General features: G+C 57.5%; 9 protein-coding genes. 2 read left to right on the forward strand and 7 right to left on the reverse strand.

Annotated elements, in window-relative coordinates:
- Positions 1-208: 208 nt before the first annotated feature.
- Positions 209-1531, forward strand: coding sequence for an MFS transporter (locus ACQG0T_RS22045; RefSeq protein ID WP_015571519.1), 1323 nt, complete (start codon positions 209-211; stop codon positions 1529-1531).
- 510 nt (positions 1532-2041) lie between these two features.
- Here ACQG0T_RS22045 and ACQG0T_RS22050 read toward each other — a convergent pair.
- Entirely contained in the window at positions 2042-4084 is a 2043-nt protein-coding gene (locus ACQG0T_RS22050; protein WP_023295575.1) for an AsmA family protein, read from the reverse strand.
- A gap of 65 nt (positions 4085-4149) precedes the next feature.
- Entirely contained in the window at positions 4150-4923 is a 774-nt protein-coding gene (gene pdeH, locus ACQG0T_RS22055; protein WP_015571521.1) for a cyclic-guanylate-specific phosphodiesterase, read from the reverse strand.
- A gap of 230 nt (positions 4924-5153) precedes the next feature.
- Here pdeH and ACQG0T_RS22060 point away from each other — a divergent pair, with 230 nt between their 5' ends.
- On the forward strand, positions 5154-6083 hold the full coding sequence (locus ACQG0T_RS22060; protein WP_039269534.1) for a sugar kinase: 930 nt from the start codon (positions 5154-5156) through the stop codon (positions 6081-6083).
- A 62-nt stretch (positions 6084-6145) separates the two neighbouring features.
- On the opposite strand, the gene ACQG0T_RS22065 is transcribed toward ACQG0T_RS22060, so the two are convergent.
- The 5 genes from ACQG0T_RS22065 to bcsZ all read right to left on the reverse strand — a co-directional run bounded on the left by ACQG0T_RS22065 (position 6146) and on the right by bcsZ (position 16002).
- The gene (locus tag ACQG0T_RS22065) at positions 6146-7636 is read right to left on the reverse strand and encodes a M16 family metallopeptidase (protein WP_023295577.1); all 1491 of its coding nucleotides are present in this window, start codon (positions 7634-7636) and stop codon (positions 6146-6148) included.
- A gap of 222 nt (positions 7637-7858) precedes the next feature.
- Positions 7859-9145, reverse strand: coding sequence for a C4-dicarboxylate transporter DctC (dctA, locus tag ACQG0T_RS22070; RefSeq protein ID WP_015571524.1), 1287 nt, complete (start codon positions 9143-9145; stop codon positions 7859-7861).
- Positions 9146-9304: 159 nt separating this feature from the next.
- Positions 9305-11311, reverse strand: coding sequence for a biofilm formation regulator HmsP (gene hmsP, locus ACQG0T_RS22075; protein ID WP_045338529.1), 2007 nt, complete (start codon positions 11309-11311; stop codon positions 9305-9307).
- A gap of 120 nt (positions 11312-11431) precedes the next feature.
- The gene (bcsC, locus tag ACQG0T_RS22080; RefSeq protein ID WP_271040486.1) at positions 11432-14914 is read right to left on the reverse strand and encodes a cellulose synthase complex outer membrane protein BcsC; all 3483 of its coding nucleotides are present in this window, start codon (positions 14912-14914) and stop codon (positions 11432-11434) included.
- Positions 14896-16002, reverse strand: a complete 1107-nt coding sequence (gene bcsZ, locus ACQG0T_RS22085; RefSeq protein ID WP_017384189.1) for a cellulose synthase complex periplasmic endoglucanase BcsZ — start codon at positions 16000-16002, stop codon at positions 14896-14898. Before bcsZ ends, bcsC begins: the two co-directional genes overlap by 19 nt.
- Positions 16003-16008: the final 6 nt, after the last annotated feature.

Below are 16008 nucleotides of genomic sequence, written 5' to 3' on the forward strand. Positions count from 1 at the left end.
CAGGCCGTAACTTTTATTTAACGCAAAACCAGTTTTAATGACTGATATTTAAAAAGTGTGAAGCATTTCATAGAAGTGTTTTCGCTGGTCTGAAAATTATCCGCTTTTTGTTGCTTTTATGACCGCGTCACGCCTTTGTTACAGATTGAAATGTCGCTTTTGCTATGCCTAATATGGCCCTTCGTTCGTCCAAAAATAAGAAAATATTATGCAAGCAACAGCCACCACACTTAACGAAGGGGCGGAACACGTTCCGGTCAACTCGCGCAATAAAGTCGTCGTCGCATCGCTGATTGGCACCGCCATTGAGTTCTTCGACTTTTATATTTACGCCACCGCTGCGGTCATTGTCTTTCCGCATATTTTCTTCCCTCAGGGCGACCCGACGGCAGCCACGCTACAGTCTTTAGCCACCTTTGCTATCGCCTTCGTTGCGCGTCCGATTGGTTCAGCGGTCTTTGGGCATTTTGGCGATCGCGTCGGCCGTAAAGTGACGCTGGTTGCCTCGCTGCTGACGATGGGGATCTCCACCGTCGCCATCGGCCTGCTGCCGACCTATGAAACTATTGGCATTCTGGCGCCTGTGCTGCTGGCGCTGGCGCGCTTTGGGCAGGGTCTGGGGCTGGGCGGGGAATGGGGCGGCGCGGCACTGCTGGCGACCGAAAACGCCCCGGCGCGCAAACGAGCCCTGTATGGCTCTTTCCCGCAGCTGGGCGCACCGATTGGGTTCTTCTTCGCTAACGGCACCTTCCTGCTCCTCTCCTGGCTGCTGACTGATGAACAGTTCATGAACTGGGGCTGGCGTATTCCATTCGTCTTCTCTGCCGTGCTGGTGCTGATTGGCCTGTACGTTCGCGTGTCGCTGCACGAGACGCCGGTCTTCGCTAAAGTCGCCGCGGCGAAAAAGCAGGTTAAAGTTCCACTGGGGACGCTGCTGACCAAACACCTCCGCGTGACCGTGCTGGGCACGTTCATCATGCTGGCAACCTACACGCTGTTCTACATCATGACCGTTTACTCCATGACCTTCAGTACCGCCGCCGCGCCGGTCGGCCTGGGCCTGCCGCGTAACGAAGTGCTGTGGATGCTGATGATGGCGGTCATCGGATTTGGTGTGATGGTGCCCATCGCGGGCCTGCTGGCGGATAAATTTGGCCGTCGTTCAAGCATGATCGTCATCACCTCGCTGATTATTCTGTTCGCGCTGTTTGTCTTCCCGCCGCTGCTGGGTTCAGGTAGCCCTGCGCTGGTGATGGCGTATCTGCTGATTGGCCTGAGCCTGATGGGGCTGACTTTTGGCCCAATGGGCGCGCTGCTGCCGGAGCTGTTCCCGACTGAAGTGCGTTACACCGGCGCGTCGTTCTCCTATAACGTTTCGTCGATTCTGGGCGCCTCGGTGGCTCCGTATATCGCCACATGGCTTCAGGCGAACTATGGCCTGTTCTATGTGGGTGTCTATCTGGCGGCAATGGCAGCGCTGACGCTGATTGCGCTGCTGCTGACGCACGAGACGAAGCATCAGGCGCTGTAAGTGAATGCCGGGTGGCGGCTACGCCTTACCCGGCCTACGATTCAGCCCTCACCCACAGGGCTGAGGGCTCCCCACAAAATAATGCCTGCACAGACGGCCCCCTCTCCCTTGAGGGAGAGGGCTGGGGTGAGGGGGAACATACGGCTCAGGTGGTCATTCCGTTCACTTTATGTTCCTTGCTACTCTGTCACGACATGAGCGGTGAACGTGCCAGGGTGGCTCAGTCGCCACCACCCTGGCGACCCGGGCTTCCGGCGGAAAATCGCCGCTTCGCGGTGCCTTCGGCTTATTCCTTCCGGCTTATCGGGGACGGGCGGAGGTAACATCCCTGTAAAGCCCGCCCTCTCGGCGCATCCCTGCGCCTCGCCCCGGCCTACAGGAAACGCCTCAGCGATTTACAGCCGGACCGAGGCATCGCTGAAAGCCCTCAGTTATTCTGAGGCAACGTTATAGCTTTTGCTTTCAAATTACTGGAGCCCCCTCTCCCCACAGGGAGAGGGAGAAACGGGATTACTTCTTCATCTGCGACAAAATCGTCCGACACTGATTCGCTTCGCCTTCTGACGGCGAAATCAACGCCAGCAGCGCCGCCGCAGGGGTGACCAGCGTAGCGAGCGCGGCGGCGACCGCACCACGCGCAATCAACGGCCCGGCCTTCACGCCCGCCTGCGGATCTTTGAAGGTCCCGCGAACGTACAGCGGCGAGCGCAGGGTGATGATACGAATGCCTTTACTTTCCGGATCGATGGTTAAATCCAGCTGCTCGGACGCCATGCTGGCGGTACCGGTGACGTTGATAACCGCGTTTTCCGTGTCGAAAGCGAAGATCTGCGGACGCGCCACGCCGTTGACCAGATCCAGATTTGCCGCCGCGCAGTTAACGCGTACTTCGTCGTCACCGAAGATTTGCCCGATGATAAAGTTCCCGACGTTCAGCCCCAGGATCTCCATCAGGTTACGGCTCACCAGCCCGTCGTTCATCAGCAGCTTCAGGTTGCCGTTTCCGCTACCCAGCAGCGCCGCTACCGAGTTACCCGTGCCGCGAATATCCGCGTCGCCGTTCATCTCACCGAGGGTTTTCTGCATCAGCTCCACGTCCGGCATCAGCTCTTTCAGCTTCAGCCGACGCGCCTGGATCTCCGCCCTTCCCTGCATTGGCTTTTTATCCCCCTCCAGGTGGATATTCGATGAGATGGTTCCCCCGGCCATGCCAAACTTCAGCGGTTGCAGGCGCAGGTCGGCGTTTTTCAGGATGATATGGGTCGAGAGGTTGCTCAGCGGCAGCGTGCTGCCATGCTCAATTTTACGTCCTTTGAAGCGTACATCCGCATCCATCACGTCCCATTTGTCGGTTTCGAAGCGGTCATAGGGCAGCACTTTACCCGCAGGCTGAACGTCCTTTTTAACCTCTTTAGACTTCGTGCCTTTGCCCGAATCTACGCCAATCAGCGGACCAAGATCGGCCAGACGCAGCTGGCGGGATTCAACGTCCCCCTCCAGTTTCGGGCGCGGTTTACCGGTGGTGTAGGTCAGCGTGCCGTGGATATCGCTGTCGCCGATGCGCCCGTTAAAATTCCGGTAGTCAAAGACGGACGATTTTTCGGTGTTGATTTTGGCAACCAGGCGCCCGTCCGTTTCAAACGGCGGGGTATCCGGCAGCAGCACGCCGGTCAAATCGTACAGTTCACCCAGCGAATCCCCGGCAAACTTAAGCTGGAGGTCGACGCCGCCCATGTTCATCGGGTCGTTAACCGTGCCCACGAACGCCACGCGGGTGTTGCCCGAGCGGAAATCCGCCTGCACCGGGAACGGCGTGCCCTCACTCCTGAGCGCCAGCATGCCGCCGATTTTGCCTTTACCGGTCAGCGGCTGGCCGTTGTAGCGCCCTTTCGCCGTCAGGCCGAAGACGTAATCGCCCGCTTTGCTGTCATCGCCTTTGGCTTTACTGCCCGTCACTTCGCTAAACGGCAGCGGCTTGCCCAGCGGATCGACGAGGATCTCCACGTCAGCCTTACTCACCTTATCGTCAATGGCGATCCTCCCCCGATCGAACAGAATATTGTCGAGGCGGAAAGACCACGAAGAGGGCTGCGCATTCTGATCTTTATCGCCGCTGCTGGCGAGATCAAACGTCCAGTTATTGTTTTTCTCTGACAGGCGAATCAGCCGCGCGTCGGGCTGCTGAAGTTTGATCCACGGCAGATACACCGTTTTGGTTAACAGGGCTAACGGCGCCAGCGTGGCTTCCACGCGCGGCAGGTGGATCATGGTCACTTCGGGGATGTCCGGCGGGTTGCCGAGAATGATGTCGTCGGCGTGAACGTGCGGCCATGGCACCCAGCTTCGCCAGCCGGTTTCCTCTTTCTGGCGCTCCCACACGACACCCAAATCGCCACGTATTGCGAAGGGGCGGTTTAGCTCGGTTGAGACTTTCTGGTTGATGGTCGGTTTGAGCCGGTTCCAGTCAAACGTGGCGATAATGATGATTAAGACCACGATCAGCAACAAGAAAATCCCTGCTGTCCAGGAAATCACCCTGGTTGTTTTTGTCATTGTTGTCCCCTTTCCTGATGAACTTGCCTCTAAAACTATAGTTCAGACAAAGGGAAGCGGGCAGATCAGAGGGTGGTTATCACCTTTTCCAGGGTATCCATGGGGACAGGACGAGAGAGGAAATAACCCTGTGCCGCCGCTGCCGGGGAATTTTGCACGTCGCGCCACTCCTCCAGCGTCTCTACGCCTTCCACAATGACGCCCTGGCAATAGCGGTTCATCAGTTGCAGGAGCATCGTAAACAGGTTCCGTCCCTCCGGCGTCTGGCGCAGCATGATAAACAGATCGCGGGCCACTTTGATGTAGTCATAACGCACTTCGCTCAGGGCGGAGAAGTTGGCCATACCGGTACCGAAATCATCCAGCCACAGCGGGCCAAACTCACACATCGAGGCAAACGAGGAGTCCTGTGGCAGCTGAACATGTTCCACCAGCTCGAAGCGCATCCACGGCAAGGTGGCAATCAGCGCCTGCAACGTCGCGTTCTGACGTAACGCCATCAGGGTTGGGCCATCCACGTTCACCGACGCCAGAATACCGTGCTGCTCGAAGAACGCCTGCTTCGTCGCCAGCATTCTCAGCTGCTCTTCCAGCACGTCGATACGCTGACGCACGGCAACCTCCGCAAAATAGCGGTCCGGTGCAATACGCTGTGAAGGATTCGATGGATGAGTGACGACCGTTAACACCTCAATCGCCATTAACCGACCGTCGGTACGGTAGATGGGCTGATAGGTGTACGCTCGCTCACATTGCAGCCAGTAGCGATGCTCCTGCAAGTTCTCAATACTTGCCTCAGGCGTAGTGCTCAGCCGCTGGATAACCTGCTCTGACTTCATTTCGGATGTCCTGTTGTATGGGATAGCCTTTCTGGACTCGTCACTGAGTTATCGGCCCGCCAGGTGAGAACTTTATGTTCAATTCACCGGGAAAATGAAATTAAGATGACAGAAATATGCCGGAATACGCGCTGGCTCAAAAAAAATAATGGAACGTCGTTTTAATATAGTTGACCATAAAAAACACACAGCGCACACTACCCTTAATTACTTTGTTCAGGTTCACGACTATGTCTAAAAAAATTGCCGTGATTGGCGAATGCATGATTGAGCTGTCCCAGAAAGGCGCGGAAGTCAGCCGCGGTTTTGGTGGCGATACATTGAACACCTCCGTTTACATTGCCCGTCAGGTCGCCCCCGACGCGCTGAGCGTGAGCTACGTTACCGCGCTGGGAACGGACAGCTTCAGCCAGCAGATGCTGGAAGCCTGGCAGGGTGAAAACGTTGGGACCTCGCTGATCCAGCGAATGGAAAACCGCCTGCCGGGTTTGTACTACATCGAAACCGACAGCACCGGCGAGCGCACCTTCTATTACTGGCGTAATGAAGCGGCCGCCAAATTCTGGCTGGAAAGCGAGGCCGCCGCTGCCATTTGCGAAGAACTGGCGACCTTCGATTATCTCTACCTGAGCGGGATCAGCCTGGCGATCCTGAGCCAGGAGAGCCGTGAAAAGCTGCTGTCACTGCTGCGCGAATGCCGGGCCAATGGCGGTAAGGTGATTTTCGATAACAACTACCGTCCGCGTTTGTGGGCCAGCCGCGAAGAGACGCAGCAGGTCTACAAGCAGATGCTCGAATGCACCGATATCGCCTTCCTGACGCTGGATGATGAAGATGCTCTGTGGGGCGAAAAACCGGTTGATGAGGTCATTGCCCGGACGCAGGCTGCCGGGGTCAGCGAAGTGGTGATCAAGCGCGGGGCGGAGTCTTGCCTGGTGGCGGTTGCAGGTGAAGCCGTGACAGAGGTGCCGGCGGTGAAGCTGGCGAAAGAGAAGGTAATCGATACCACGGCGGCGGGAGATTCTTTCAGCGCGGGGTATCTGGCGGTACGTCTGACGGGGGGAACGCCGGAAGCGGCGGCGCAGCGCGGTCACTTGACGGCCAGCACGGTGATTCAGTATCGCGGAGCGATTATTCCGCGCGAGGCGATGCCTGCTTAAGGACTGTGCGGGCTGATGCCCGCACCCTAACCCTCTCCCTCAGGGCTGAGGGAACGCAGAGCTTACTGGCCCTGCGGAATATCGCTCGCATCCTGGTGTAAATCATCGGCTGCCGTTTGCGCTGGCTGCGGCGGCGTCGCCATGATGGCGCTCCAGGTGGCCTTCAACTCTTTCATGTCATATTCCGGCTCACCTTTCGGCTGCAACAGAATCAACGCCATATCCTGCGACAGCTGCTGACGCAGATCCTGATTCAGCATCTCCACGGTCAGACCGTTCAGGAAGTCCTGACGCAGTTTCTGATACTGCTCCGGCGCGATATCCACCACCTGATTCTGCAAGGAGCGAATGCGCTGGCTGATTAAGATATCGGTATCGGCGCGGGCATAGGTGGCGAACAGTTTCTGCAATTCGAGGGATTTCTGCGCCACCAGCGCGTTAAACTCCTCTTCAGACAGGCCCTCTTTCCGCACTTTAGCCAGCTCTTTCGCCACCACGCCGAGATTGGCATTCAGCTTATCGCCCGGCGATTCCACGTTAATGGCGCACTGGGCGCGCTGGAACAGCACTCGGCAGTCAAAGCCCAGGCCAATATCTTTCACGTTATTCTTGCTGAGCGTCTGCTGAACGTGCCAGAACAGCGCTTCACGCGCGAGATCCGCACGCCAGTAACGCAACAGCGCAGAAGACTCGCGGATCGGCTGCCAGGCCGTATCCCACATCATTGAAAGACGATCCTGACGCACGGTATCCGTCATGATGCTGACCGTCTCAGGACGCAGCGGGGACAAGGTAGGAACAGGGGCGGGCGTTTCACGCTTCCCTTTCAGATCGCCAAATGCTTTGTTGATCTGTTCTATCACCGCACGGCTGTCCACGTTGCCCACCACAATCAGGGTCATGGCATCCGGGGTGTACCACTGCTGGTAGAAAGATTTCACCTGCGCGGCATCAACCGGCTGTTTCAGCGGCTCTGCCGGGTCGTGGCCAAGCAGCGTTGACCCTTTCAGGCGGTAGCGCCACCAGCCTTCTTTGGTATCCGTCGGCCAGGTCGCCACCATGTCGCTGTTGCTCAACGCATAGTTAACGGTCTCAGGCGTAATCGCCAGTTTGCCGGTGGCATCCGAAAGATAGGTCAGTGCTTCTTTAAGCAGATCGTTACGGTTGTTGGGCAGGCTCAGGTTAAACATGGTGTAGTCATAGGAGACCACAGCCGGGGGCAGCGGGCGTTTCGGATCGATGGCCTGTTGCCATAAAGAACGCACCTGAACCGCCTGCAAACTGCCGCTCTGGGTGAGCGCCAGTCGAGGAATAAAGTGGCTTAAGCCGGTCTGCTGGGTGCTTTCAGTGAGGGAGCCGGTATTCACAGAAAGACGGATTTCAATGCGATCGCTCGGACGTTGCGGAGTGGATAATACCTGCCACTGGAAACCGTTCGCCAGTGTTCCCTGTTGCCAGGCCGGGTCTGGCTGGAGCGCATCTGCCTGCACATAACTGGCTGCTGCCATCATCAGCAAACCGCCGGTTAAGAGTCGAATTTTTGTGCCCTGCATGTGAACCCCTGATCAACATTCCTGGTTAAAGAGAGTGTCTCGCGACGTGAGCACTCAAAGATGACGATGAAAACCTTCCGATTAGACAGCGTGTTCGGCTAAACGTCACGGGCGGAAGTGAAATATACCCAAAAAAAATCTTGTCGAATTATGACAGGTATGAACAGTTATTATGCGCAGGTGCCCGCATCCCCACAAGGGAATACGGGCATTTATGAGGGATTAAGAGGATAAACCGGGGGTTTTGTCCTCAGATGTGCGGTTATTCAGCGTATCGTTAAGCTTCTTGTGATCCAGCTCTTTCACCCACTTCGCCACCACAATCGTCGCCACGCCATTGCCGACCAGGTTGGTTAACGCACGGGCTTCAGACATAAAGCGGTCAATACCGAGGATCAGGGCCAGGCCCGCCACCGGCAGATGGCCCACCGCCGAAATGGTGGCCGCCAGCACGATAAATCCGCTGCCCGTTACGCCCGCCGCCCCTTTTGAAGAGAGCAGAAGCACCACCAGCAGCGTAATCTGATGGAAGATATCCATGTGGCTGTTAGTGGCCTGGGCAATAAAGACCGCCGCCATCGTCAGGTATATCGAGGTGCCGTCCAGGTTAAAGGAGTAGCCCGTAGGAATAACCAGCCCCACCACTGACTTACGGCAGCCCAGCTTTTCCATTTTATCGAGCATACGCGGCAGCGCGGACTCCGAAGAGGATGTGCCGAGGACAATCAGCAGCTCTTCACGAATGTAACGGATAAATTTGAAGATGCTGAAGCCGGTCGCACGGGCGATGGAGCCGAGCACCACCACCACAAACAGAATACAGGTGATGTAGAAACAGACGATCAGCTGGCCAAGCTGTACCAGCGTGCCGACGCCATATTTCCCGATGGTGAAGGCCATCGCGCCAAAGGCGCCAATCGGGGCCAGACGCATGATCATGTTGATGATGCCGAAGATCACCTGCGAGAAGCTTTCAATGACGTTAAAAATCAGCTGGCCTTTGCTGCCAAGACGGTGCAGGGCAAAGCCAAAAAGCACGGCAAACAGCAGCACCTGGAGGATGTTTCCGCTGGCGAACGCGCCAATCACGCTGCTCGGGATCACGTCCAGCAGGAAGGCAACAATCCCCTGATCTTTCGCCTGTTCAGCGTAAACCGCCACCGCTTTCGCATCCAGCGTGGCCGGGTCGACGTTCATGCCCGCGCCAGGCTGTACCACGTTGACAATTATCAGGCCGATAATCAGCGCGATGGTACTGACAATCTCGAAGTACAGCAGGGCAACCGCCCCCGTACGCCCGACCGCCTTCATGCTTTCCATGCCAGCGATACCGGTCACCACGGTACAGAAAATGACCGGCGCGATGATCATTTTGATGAGCTTAACGAACGCGTCGCCAAGCGGTTTCATCTGCGCGCCCAGCTCCGGGTAGTAGTGACCGAGCAGAATACCGATGGCGATGGCTGTCAGGACCTGGAAGTAAAGACTTTTGAAGAGTGAGGTTTTCATAGGGTGTCCCTGGAAAGAAAAACTACAGGCTTTGTAAGGTTATGGTTAACCTGCGGCTTTAAAATAACACCCACATAACAGGACAGAAATAAACGGGGTTCAAATTTGAAACACAAATGTTAAGAACTTTGAGCTGGCTCGCACAAGCCAGCAACAAAATTACACTTTTGCGTTATTGCCAGCGTCAGCGAGATAGCGTTTCTCAAAGATATCCGTCGGTACGGCGCGGTCAAACAGGAAGCCCTGTCCGCTCTCCACGCCCGCCGCAGCCAGCCACTCACGCTGGGCGTCGGTTTCAATACCCTCGGCAATTACGTGCAGATTCAGGCTGTGCGCCATCTGAATAATGGCCTGTACCAGGCTGCAATCCTCCGGCAGCCCTTCCACAAAGGTTTTGTCGATTTTCAGGACGTCCACCGGCAACGTTTTCATGTGCTGGAGCTGACGCAGGCCGGAATACCCCATACCAAAATCGTCCAGCGCAATGCGGATCCCGGCATTACGCAGCGGTTTCAGAATGGCGACAGCATCGTCAGGATTGTCGATACAACGGCTCTCGGTGACTTCCAGGATCAACGTGTGGGGCTGAATGCGGTAGCGGTGGATCAACTCGAGCATCTCCGGCACCATGGTCGGGTGCATCAGCTGTAGCGCAGAGAGATTCACCGACAGCGGCAGCGTGATGCCCCGTTGTTGCCAGGCCGCAAGCTGGCGGCAGGACTCTTCCAGCACCCAGTAGCCGACGGTGACCATCAGGCCGCAGGACTCGATACGTTCGATCATCCCCTCAGGCAGCTCCCACGTGCCGTCCGGCTGTTGCATACGCAGCAACGCTTCGGCGCTGGTCACTTCACCCGAGCGCAAATTGACCTGCGGCTGTAGCCAGAGCGCAAACTGGCGATTGTCCATCGCCGTCAGAATGTCGCTCTCTTCCGTCAGGCGCTGCTGGGCTTTTTCCATCTGCTCCGGATCAAAGAACTGGATCTGGTTTTTGCCTTTCCGGCGCGCGGTGAACGCGGCCGAGAAGGCCCGACGATAAAGCTGCTCGGCGGTCAGCCCCCCGTAGTACATCGCAATACCGATGCTGGCGCTCGGGCGAAGCTGGATACCCTGAATGGGCAGCCGCTCATTAATGACAGTGAGTACTTGCTGACCTAGCGTAATGGCGTGCCACGGCTCTTTAACACCGTGCGCGATCACCACCAGGTCATAACCGCTGACCTGGGTGAGCACCATGCGCGGCGCCAGAACGGATTTCACCTTTTCCACCAGCGTCAGCAACAGCATCTCGCGCTGGCTTTCTTTCAGCACGCCCGCCGTGTCCTGCAAGGTTTCGCAGGCAATCACCATCAGCGCGGTGGTCTGCTGGCGGGCGACGGTCTGCTCCAGCAAGGCCATTAAAAACGCTTTGTTTGGCAGATCGGATACCGGAAAACGGGTGGCGTTGCTACTGAGCTCTTCCTGCTGACGCAGGACACGCTGCTGGTTGATATTGTAACTCCGGACCAGCATGCCAATTTCATCGTCGTGATGCAGGCGCGGCAAGGGAAGCTGATGCCCCATGTGCTCCTGTGGAGAGAGGTCGTTCAGCTCCCGGGCTATGCGGCGCAACGGATGCACAATTAACCGGTTGATACACCACGTCAGCGCCACGCTCAGCATTAGTGTCAAAAGTAAGTAAGTAGTCACTAACGTAGCAACCCAACTCATGACGAATTTATACATGCGGTACGAGTCGGCCTGTAGCACCAGGTAGGCCAGCGGCTGCGGGTTAGCCGGTCTTTCCAGGGAATAGAGAGGCAGGGAAATTTGCACCGGCAGTTCAAACAGGCGCATCACCATCATCGGGACGGGACGCTCCGGGATAAAACTCATCCGCAGCGCCTGGAACTGGTTCGGCAGCACGACATCCGCGCGGCTCACGATACCGGCGGGCTGAATGCGCTTCAGGATGGATTCCGCCTCGGGGATATCCCCTTTCAGGATCGAGGCTGACAGGGGTTCCCGCACCGAGCGGGCAATACTTTCCAGTTGCGAAGCCGTGTTATAGCGATTCTGCTGTACGGAGTGAAACAGCAAAATGACGCAGAAGATGAAGACAAACAGCATTGTGACGGCAGACACCATCGCCATCTGTTTGATCGTTAAGGAACGGCTGACACGCAAAATGACTCTCCACAAAACTCGAAGCGCAGGGCGCACCAGGGTGTAAACCTGGTGCGCCCGAGTATACCCGATAGCTGCACTTTTAAGAGAGACTTACAATTAGATTAAGAAAAAATCCGATCACCAGTCTGCATAAGGCACCAGCGGTTCCGGTGGTAAGTCCATATCACCCTGCCAGCCCGCGGCAGAATACCGAACGTAGAGCAGCGCATGGCTCGGGGTATAGTCTTTTGCTTCCTGAATATCGACGCCCAGTCCGACAAACCAGTTGGACGTCACGCGGCGTTCAACAATCGCCCTTGCGGTATAACCCGTCCCTGACGAGCTACTTCCGGTTTCCATTACACCTTTATCGGTATAACGGCCTGGCTCATTGTCCGGGATCAGTCCCTGTAACGGATAACGCATCACATCTTTTGTTTTTGAATGAGACCAGGAGACGGAGCCGCCCAGCTCCCATGACCAGTTCTCTGTGCGTTTACGCCAGTTCACCGGTAAGGCGAACGACACATACTCCTGGGGACTGTAGTAACCGCCCTGGCCCAGCGAATAGCCACTTAAATCCTTATCGTAATGCCAGAGCATGTTGGACACGCCCACCGTCAGGCGTTCGTTGTTCTGATTGATGAGCTTGTAGTAATAGCCGGTCATCCAGCGGACGCGCCAGTTATCTTCGACATTCTTCCCGGTGAGGCTGTCGGCACTCAGGCTTGACCAGATCCCGTTAGCTTCGCCTTTGTCGTAGCTCATGCTCACGCCGCCACCGGTGGCACGCACGCCGCCCCAGGTGGTGTCGGTATTGGGATCTTTTTGCCCGGCGAAGGCCAGCACCGAGCTGGAAATCGGACGGCGATGGGCGTTCAGGGTGTAGCCAATCGGCCCTAAATCGTTGCTGTAGCTCAGGCTACCCACCACATCGACCACGTCGAAGCCCATCGGCGTTGTACCGATATCCCACGCCCAGGTTTTGTTCTGCCAGCCGACGGCCACGCTGGCGCCGTTGGCCGACTGGTTTGTGCTACCGCGACATGGCGTTTCGGCGCAGGTACCCCATGTCGGATCGTAGGTTCCGTTATCGGTGGCAAAGGAACCGGCGTTCATATTGACCAGATCGCTACGGAAGAACATACGTCCATCCGACAGCGGCGCATCAACCTGGAGCATGGTGGTGTGCGCTTTCAGGTCGGAATAGCCTCCCGTGCCGCTGGAGCCCCAGTAGTCGTGTTGCAGCGTGACGTTCAGATCCTGCTGACGATAAAGATCGCCTGCATCGCTGCGCACGCCGCGCTTCAGCCAGTCATCTTTCTCATCGTTACGCGTGAGCCGAGTAAAGCTGTCGTTATCGGTCGGACGGGTCGTTGTGATGCCCGATGAGACCATCGCATCTTTCCAGGTGTCCAGCGCCTGCTGAGGCTGACCATTTTGTGCCTGGAAACGGGCGGCATCGCGCATCACCAGCGCACTTTCCATCGAAGGCGGCTGCGATTTGGCCTGCGGAAGAATGGCGTTGAAGGTCTTTTCTGCCGCGGCATGATCACCCAGGCCAGCCTGCGCCATGGCAAGCCGGCGCTGCATATTGATGGAGAGCGGTTCGCCGTTCTGTGCCGCGGGCAGTTTCGCCAGCGCCGCGCGCGCCGCGTCCTTGTTACCCTGGGCAAGATAGACCTCGGTCAGGCCGAGGATCGCGTCTTCATTCTGCGGTTCGCGTTGCAGGACGGTGTTGTAGGCGGTTTTCGCGGCCTCATGATCGCCACGCTGTTCAGCCCAGTCCACCAGCGTCAGGTCGATACGGGTGGACGGAGGCTGCTGGCGAAGCAACGTTTCCGCCTCCTGCTCTTTTCCACTGTCGCGCAGGCGGTTGGCGGTTTCCAGCACCTGGTTACTTTGCAGGCGGTCCGCCAGCGCCTGAATGTTGCCGTTCCACTTGTCGCGCGGCAGCGTGTTCAGATGCGCCAGCGCCGCCCGGTCCTGATCGTTACCGGACAGGTACAGCCCGCTGGCGTAAACCTGATCCGGATCGCCCGGTTTCTGGCTTGCCAGCTGACGCATCAGGTTATCCGCCTGGCTGCGCTGACCCGCGCTATACAGATCGCGTGACAGTCGGTAGGTGATCCACACGTCGCCCGGGGAAAGCGCAAGGCGTCGGCGCTGAATTTCTGCGGCCTGCGCATATTTCCCCTCGCTTTCCAGCTGTTCGGCCTGGGCTGACAGCTGCTCGTTCGTCAGGCTACGTTCAATATCATCAATGCTGCGGCGCTGGCTGGCAGAGAGCGACTGAATAAACTGCGTCGCCTTCTCCGGAGACTGCGCACGATAAATATTGGCGAGACCGCGTACCGCGTTGCTGTTGCCGCTGTCCATCCGCAACGCCTGGCGGTAATAGCGCTCGGCCGCGTCGTTATCTTTGCGCGCCGCCGCCGCATCACCGAGGCCCAGAACCGCGTAGCTGTCGGTATTGTCGATATTGCGCGCCTGCTGGTAATAGCGTTCGGCCTGGGCCGTATTGTTGGCTTTCAGGGCGTTATCCCCCTGCTGGATCAGCAGCCAGTATCGGTTGACCTTCAGCAGGCTGTCCCATTTGCCCCGGTTATCGCTCTGCGGATCGAGGGCGATCGCCTTTTCAAACTGCGCAACCGCACGCGCGCGATCGCCTTTCTGAGAATAGGCCTGCCCCAGCGCGCCTACGGCTTCACTGTCGGCGTGGTTGGCGCTGACTGCTTTTTGCAACTCCGTTACCGCTTTACTGCCCTGCCCGGCATCCACTGCGGCTAACCCTTCGGCTTTGGCGCGGAACGCCGGATCGGCAAGCTGTTTTTGCTGCGCTTCAAGCTGGGCGCGCGCCGCCGTCACGTTATCGCCATCGCTGAACACGCTCAGGTATTGTTGCAGCGCGGTAACGCTGGCGCTGCTGGCCGGTTGATCTTTGATCTGCTGGTACCACATGTCCGACGCCTGACTGCGGCCATTGTTCGATTTGGCCATCTCCTGTAACACCGCAAACCCTTCATCACGCCGTCCGCTCTGGAACAAAAGCTGTGCCAGCGAGGACTGTAGCGGGACGTTACCCGGACTGCTGGCGTTTATTTTCTTAAGCTGATTAATGGCCTGGTTGCGGCGGGCTGGCTCTTTCGCCACCACGTTCCAGTACTCCGTCGCGATGTCGCCACTGGGCGGCTTACCGTCAAACAGTTTGTCATACGCGGCAATGGCTTCCTGGGTGTGCCCGGTGGTGGCAAGCAGGCGAGCCTGCTGGAGGGCCTGGCGACCATCCGGCGTGGAGAGCAGCATGGTAGTACGGGAGGACTGATAGGCACTGGAATCGGGCGCCATTCCTTTCAGGCGATCCAGCTCTTTTTGCGCGCCCGCCGTATCGCCCTGTCGTAACAGGTAGCGGAAGCGCGCGGCAATCACGTCCGGGTTGTTGGGGTCGATCAGCTCAAGGCGATAGAGCGACTGGCGCACTAAATCCTCACGCTGGGTGGATTCCCCCAGACGGACCTGTTCCAGCAGCTGTCTCTGCTGCGGGGAGTTGGCGGCCTGGGCCAGGGGCATTAGCGCCAGGCCAAGCGATAAGGTGAGTAGATTCAGTGTGAACGTGCGCATTCCTGGCCCCAGTCCGGTAGTAATTCACCTTGCACGGTGAAACGAAAACGATGCTGATCCCACCCTTGTCCAAAGAGGGTCAGAACGTAGCTGTAATAAGCATTGTTATCGGGAAAACGATCGGCGACGTGCTGGCGTTGCACCGCTTGCGCGTCCCGGTTTTGTAAAAACGGAAGGAGGGAGGCAGAAAACCCTACCGGCCCATCTCCGGTGCGTTTCCCGGTCGCGACGTCCACTTTCTCCGGCGGCAAGCCTTGTTTGATTGTGGTGGTCGCCATGGGCTTGAAACGCGCCAGTAGCCGGGCTTTCTGCGGATCGTTATCGTTCATCATCCCTACCCACAGATAGACGCGAATCGCATCGTAGCTGCCGATCAGGGATGCATCCTGCGACAGCTGCCAGCCGCCCTTTTTCTGGTATTTCACCCAGTTCGGGGAAAATCCTTTAGGCGCGGTCTCCAGCAGCAGACGCAGGTTGGTTTCACGGAGCGTCGTCCACGGCGCGCCAAAACGGGTGAAATAGCTCGCAAGCTGCGGCGGCAGGTAGCTGGGGTTGAAGCGCCAGACGCTCTCTTCGGCAAAACCGACTTTACCCGGCAGCAGCATAGAACCCAGCCCCGGCACCTTCACCACTTCCTCACTGGCAATGCGCGTCAACAGCGCCTTACCCGTGCGCGTGTAATCGGGATTTTTCCACAGCCGCCCGGCTTCCAGCAGCGACCAGGCAATCCAGATATCGGCATCAGACGCGGAGTTAGGGTCGATAACCGCCCAGGTTTCGTCGTCCTTTTTCCCCCACAGCCAGGCCGGGAGATGTTGGGTTAAATCTCCCTCGGCAAGGTTATCGCGCGTCCATGCCAGCAGCAGATCGAACGCCTTGCGATCGTTTGCCGCGAGGGCAAAGAACAGTCCGTAGCTTTGCCCTTCGGAGGTGGTGATTTTGCGCGCGTCACTGGGATCAATGACGCGTCCACTTTCGCTCATATAATCCTGCTTGAACGTCTCCCAGGCAGGCCAGCGACAGGCGGCGTGAAGATTCGCCGCCGCCAGCATCAACGCTGCGACTACACACCCGCGAAAGATTTTCATCACCGC

This window comes from Enterobacter cloacae complex sp. 302F9, assembly GCF_050030335.1.
Classification (GTDB): domain Bacteria; phylum Pseudomonadota; class Gammaproteobacteria; order Enterobacterales; family Enterobacteriaceae; genus Enterobacter; species Enterobacter hormaechei_C.